Genomic DNA, 5612 nt, shown 5'->3' on the forward strand with positions numbered 1-5612 from the left:
GAAATGAAATTTAACTGGAAATTCTAAGTTGAACTTCTCTCTTTTTTTCTTTCTTCTTCTTTTTTTAACGGCTTGTTTAAATATCCCGACTCCTGAACAAAGATTTCATACTGCTGAAAATTGGTGTTAATTTGAAAAGAAATTAGATATAGTTATTTATTTTTAAATAATTAATTATTTTTTTAACAGATTCTTCAATATTTTCTTCCAGTGTTTTTATATGAATTGTGGGATTAACAGGTTTTTCATAAGGAGAGTTTATACCGGTAAAATTTTTTATTTCACCTCTCATTGCTTTTTTATATAATCCTTTCGGATCTCTTTTTACACATTCTGCAAAAGGGGTATCTATAAAAATTTCTATAAAATCCCTCTCTCCTATAATTTCTTTTGCCTTTTGTCTGTCTTTTATAAAAGGTGAAATAAAAGCAGTTAAAGTAATAATGCCAGCATCTACAAAAAGTTTTGAAAGTTCTGCTATTCTTCTTATATTTTCACTTCTGTCTTTTTCACTAAATCCTAAATCCTTATTTAGTCCATGTCTTATGTTATCTCCATCAAGCAAATATGTATGAAAACCTAATTTATTTAATTGATTTTCAACTTCATTAGCTATAGTGCTTTTACCACTGCCTGAAAGTCCGGTAAACCATAAGACACAACCTCTCTGGTTTTTTATTTTTTCTCTTTTTTTTCTACTTACTTTATGTGGATGAATAATAATATTATGATTCATTTTCTAATTCCTCAATGCTTTTACAACACCATTCAGGGAAATGTTCTCTTATAAACTTATTAAGGGCTATTTCACTTTCTGTATAAATCCTTTTTTTAATATGTTTAGTAGATTCTCCTACTATCATTCCAGCTGCTACTGTATTATTTGTTATTTTATCTATTAAAATAAATGCTCCCGTGCCTATGTTATTTTCATATAAATCAAATGCTATTTTTTCGCTCAAATCTATTTGAACTCTTGCAATGTCATTTAAATTAAGTGTTTTAGTTTCCAATTTTTCCCAAGTATTTACATCTTTTTTAAATAAAATTTTAGAAACAACGGCATTTGTTTCTTTTGTATAAATTTTTAAGACATATTCTTTGTTTTTAAAAGATTCTTCATCCATCCATACAAGAAAAGCTTCAAAAGAATCATTAAAAAGCGGTTCCTTTTCTCCTTCTTTCATTATTAAATCACCTCTGCTGATATCAATTTCATCATTTAACGTTAATGTTATTGCCATTGGAGCAAAAGCATTTTTTAGTAATTTTTCTTCCTGTTTAACTTCTTTTTCAGGATTAACAGGGGGAATTATTTCTTTAATAGTAGAATTTTTCATTGACGGATATACTTTTATTTTATCGCCTGTATTTATTTCACCGCTTGATATAGTTCCGCAAAATCCCCTAAAATCAAGGTTTGGTCTATTAACATACTGAACAGGATATCTGAAATATTTAAAATTATTTTTTAAAATTTTTACTGAGTCTAAATATTTTAAAAGAGGTTTTCCTTTATACCAAGACATATTTTTTGAATTTTGCACAACATTGTCCCCTTTTAGGGCGCTTATCGGAATAAATTCTATTTCAGCATTATAAGTTTTATAAGGCAGAGAGTGTCTTAAATCTTCAAACATTTTTTTATAATCTCTTACTATCTTTTCAAATCTTTCTTTGCTGTAATTGACCAAATCCATTTTATTAACCGCAACAACTATATTTCTGATTCCAAGGAGTGTAACTAAAAATGAGTGTCTTCTTGTCTGGGTTAAAACACCTTTTCTTGCATCTATTAAAATAACAGCTAAATCCGCCGTACTGGCTCCTGTCACCATATTTCTTGTATATTGTTCATGTCCGGGGGTGTCTGCTATAATATATTTTCTTTTATCTGTTGAAAAAAATCTGTATGCAACGTCTATTGTTATTCCCTGTTCCCTTTCACTTTGAAGCCCATCTACCAATAATGCAAAATCTATTTCTTCATTTTCAACAGTACCATATTTTTTGCTTTCCTGTTTTAGCTGGGCAATCTGGTCTTCAAATATCATTTTAGAATCATATAAAAGCCTACCGATTAATGTGGATTTACCGCCATCCACACTTCCACATGTTATAAACCTGAGCATTTCTTTGTTTTCGTGCTCTTTCAGATAATTTTCAATATTATTTTTTATTTTCATTAAAAATAACCTTCTATTTTTTTCTTTTCCATACTGCCTTCCTGGTCTTTATCTATAAGTCTTCCTTCCCTCTCACTGGTTCTGCTTAAAAGCATTTCTTCTATAATTTTAGGCAGTGTATCAGCTTTTGAATTTATAGCACCTGTTAAGGGGTAACATCCGAGGGTCCTGAATCTTACTTTTTCCATTTTGGCTTTTTTTCTCAGTTCTTCTGGCATTCTCTCATCATCCACCATTATTTTGGTACCTTCATATTCCACCACCGGTCTTTCTTTGGCAAAATAAAGAGGAACTATTGGAATATTCTCTAAATATATATATTGCCAGATATCAAGCTCTGTCCAATTGCTTAAAGGAAAAACCCTGACACTTTCACCTTTATGAATATGGGTATTGTATAAATTCCAAAGTTCCGGTCTTTGGTTTTTTGGATCCCATCTGTGATTTTTATCCCTGAAACTAAATATTCTCTCTTTTGCTCTGCTTTTTTCTTCATCTCTTCTAGCACCGCCTATTACTGCATCAAATCCGTATTTATTCAAAGCCTGTTTAAGCCCCTGGGTTTTCATTATATCTGTATGAATTTTACTTCCGTGAATAAAAGGATTGATATTCATCTCAATCCCTTCAGGATTTGTATAAACTATCAAATCAAGTCCCAATTTATTAACTCTTTTGTCACGAAATTCTATCATTTCTTTAAATTTCCATAAAGTATCCACATGCAGAAGCGGAAAAGGAGGTTTTCCAGGGTAAAAAGCTTTCATTGCCAAATGAAGCATCACGGAAGAATCTTTTCCTATGCTATATAACATTACAGGATTAGAAAAATTTGCTGCTACTTCTCTTAAAATATATATACTTTCAGCTTCAAGCTGTTTTAGATGGGTGATAAATTTCACAAAACTCCTTTAATGTTTGGAAGATTTAAAAAAACTGTTAAATTCATATATTTTTTAAATTAAGATATTTTATCAAAAATATTTTTTTTACATAAAATAATAAATTTTATTAAAATAAAATAATATAGTACAAAACTGTATAAACAAAAAAGTAACAATTTGTTAAATTCGTTTTTTTAAGATAATTAATAATAGTTAATATTGATTTAATTAAAATTATATGTTATACTGACAATAATTAAGTAAAGTTTAAATTCTTCTCCGCACAGTTGCTCCATCGCTAATAAAAGGAGAAAAAAATGAGACCTCAAAAATTCATGTTAAGCGCTGTTGCAGTTGCAGCAATTGTTTCTGTTTCAAATGCTCGACCTGTTAATTCGGATATTGTTATAGATGATGTAAATACAACAGGTGTTGAATTAAACTCTTCTAAAAATGTTACTGTTACCAATACCGGTGCGATAGAAATTAATGAAACAAATCCAAATCCTTTTGCGATACATGTTAAAGATACAAATTTTACTGATAACATTACAAATGAAGGTAAAATTGAAGTAAATAAAACCAATGATGTAAATTATTCAGGTGGAATTGTAATTGATGAAACAAATAAAGGAAATATTACAAATGACAATTTAATACAAATAAACAGTGATGCAAATTATAGTGTAGGTATTTATACAGGAGAGAATGAAGGGAATATTACAAATAACGGTGATATTGTTATTCAGGAAAACAATAGCAGTATAGGTAAGCTAAATGCACTGGGTATTATGGCGGAGAGTAATACGGGAAATATTGTAAATAACGGTAATATTGAAATAAATACAACCACGAAAAACGGTGATGATTATTATGCAGTAGGAATTTTAGTAACAGACAACAATACTTCAAATCCTATCATCAATAAAGGAAATATAACTGTAACAAATAATAATTCTCTTGGAGAAGCCGACGGTATTGCTTCAATAAATTCCGAAAAAACGAATATAATAAATGAAGGGAATATTACTTCATCAAAGGTCGGTATAGCTGTTGATGAAAATTATAAATTAAATACAATGGATACCGATATTACCAATTCAGGAAATATATATTCTAATGATACCGGTATTTATGTAAGTCATGATACTCATACATCAAGTATAATTAATATTACAAATTCAGGGGATTTGAATTCTGGCAATCATTACGGAATATTTGCCGAATCCGATACTTCAGATGGAAATTCATCAGTTGAAATTAACAATACAGGTAAAATTATTTCTTACGATGATGCAATTCATGCATATTCCAATAGTGGTAACAATGGAAATGCAAGAGTAAATATTCAAAATACAGAGGATTTGAATTCTGACGGTCATTACGGAATATATGCTAAATCCAATACTTCAGATGGAAATTCATCAGTTGAAATTAACAATACAGGTAAAATTATTTCTTACGATGATGCAATTTATGCATATTCCAATAGTGGTAACAGTGGAAATGCAAGAGTAAATATTACAAATTTAGGAAGAATAACTTCTGATGATGATGGAATAAAAATTGACGCAGAAGCAAATTGTAACTATTGTGATAATTATGGGAATGCGACAGTTACAATAACTAACAGTGGAGATATTAATGCTAGTGAAGGAGACGGAATTTATATTAATGCATCAGCTTATGCTTATGGTGCGAATAATCGTGGGAACTCAATAGTTACAATAACTAACAATGGAGACATTAATGCCAGTAAAGGTGATGGAATTTATATTAATGCATCAGCTAATGATTCATATTATTATAATGAAGATGCGGGTGAAGTTTATGGTGGATATAATTATGGAAATACAAAAGTTACAATAACTAACAATGGAGATATTGTTGCTAATAAAGGTGATGGAATTCATATTGAAGCATCAACTGATGCTTCTTATTATGATAATTATGGAAATACAAAAGTTACAATAACTAACAATGGAGATATTGTTGCTAATAAAGGTGATGGAATTCATATTGAAGCATCAACTGATGCTTCTTACTATAATTATGGAAATACAGAAGTTACAATAACAAATAATGGCGATATTGTTGCTAATAAAGGTGATGGAATTCATATTGAAGCATCAACTGATGCTTCTTATTATGATAATTATGGAAATACAAAAGTTACAATAACTAACAATGGAGATATTGTTGCTAATAAAGGTGATGGAATTCATATTGAAGCATCAACTGATGCTTCTTACTATAATTATGGAAATACAGAAGTTACAATAACAAATAATGGCAATATTAATGCTGATGTAGGAATATATACAAAAGCAAAAAGCGGTGAAGGCAGTGTAGCAGTTACAATAACAAACCAAAAATCAATAATGGCAAGTACCGCTTTTGAGATAGATGCCGATGCTATCGCAAATGTAAAAATATTAAATACAGGAAATATTGTTGCCGAAAATGTAATAGACGATTTTTCAGGAAATGTGGCACCACATGAGAGTAAAGTTTTAGAAAACAGAGGATATATAGAGGGGGA

Annotated in this window: 4 protein-coding genes; 1 reads left to right on the plus strand and 3 read right to left on the minus strand. The window is 29.7% G+C overall.

Annotated elements, in window-relative coordinates; all coding sequences use genetic code 11:
* Positions 1-142: 142 nt before the first annotated feature.
* Genes cysC through cysD form a run of 3 tightly spaced genes read right to left on the minus strand, consistent with a single transcriptional unit; the run spans position 143 to position 3088 of the window.
* Positions 143-736 (minus strand): adenylyl-sulfate kinase, encoded by a 594-nt coding sequence (cysC, locus tag LNAT_RS06975; RefSeq protein WP_096259802.1) that lies wholly within the window; start codon positions 734-736, stop codon positions 143-145.
* Complete coding sequence (gene cysN, locus LNAT_RS06980; protein WP_096259804.1) at positions 726-2186, minus strand: sulfate adenylyltransferase subunit CysN; 1461 nt, start codon at positions 2184-2186, stop codon at positions 726-728. The genes cysC and cysN overlap by 11 nt, the downstream gene beginning before the upstream one ends.
* Positions 2186-3088 carry a sulfate adenylyltransferase subunit CysD gene (cysD, locus tag LNAT_RS06985; RefSeq protein ID WP_096259806.1) on the minus strand — a complete coding sequence of 301 codons (903 nt, stop codon included), beginning with the start codon at positions 3086-3088 and terminating at the stop codon, positions 2186-2188. The genes cysN and cysD overlap by 1 nt, the downstream gene beginning before the upstream one ends.
* 299 nt (positions 3089-3387) lie before the next feature.
* On the opposite strand from cysD, the gene LNAT_RS06990 reads away from it, so the two are divergent.
* A partial coding sequence (locus tag LNAT_RS06990; protein ID WP_143471334.1) for a beta strand repeat-containing protein occupies positions 3388-5612 on the plus strand: 2225 nt, incomplete at its 3' end.

Origin of the sequence: Lebetimonas natsushimae (assembly GCF_002335445.1) — a bacterium.
Classification (GTDB): Bacteria; Campylobacterota; Campylobacteria; order Campylobacterales; family Nautiliaceae; genus Lebetimonas; species Lebetimonas natsushimae.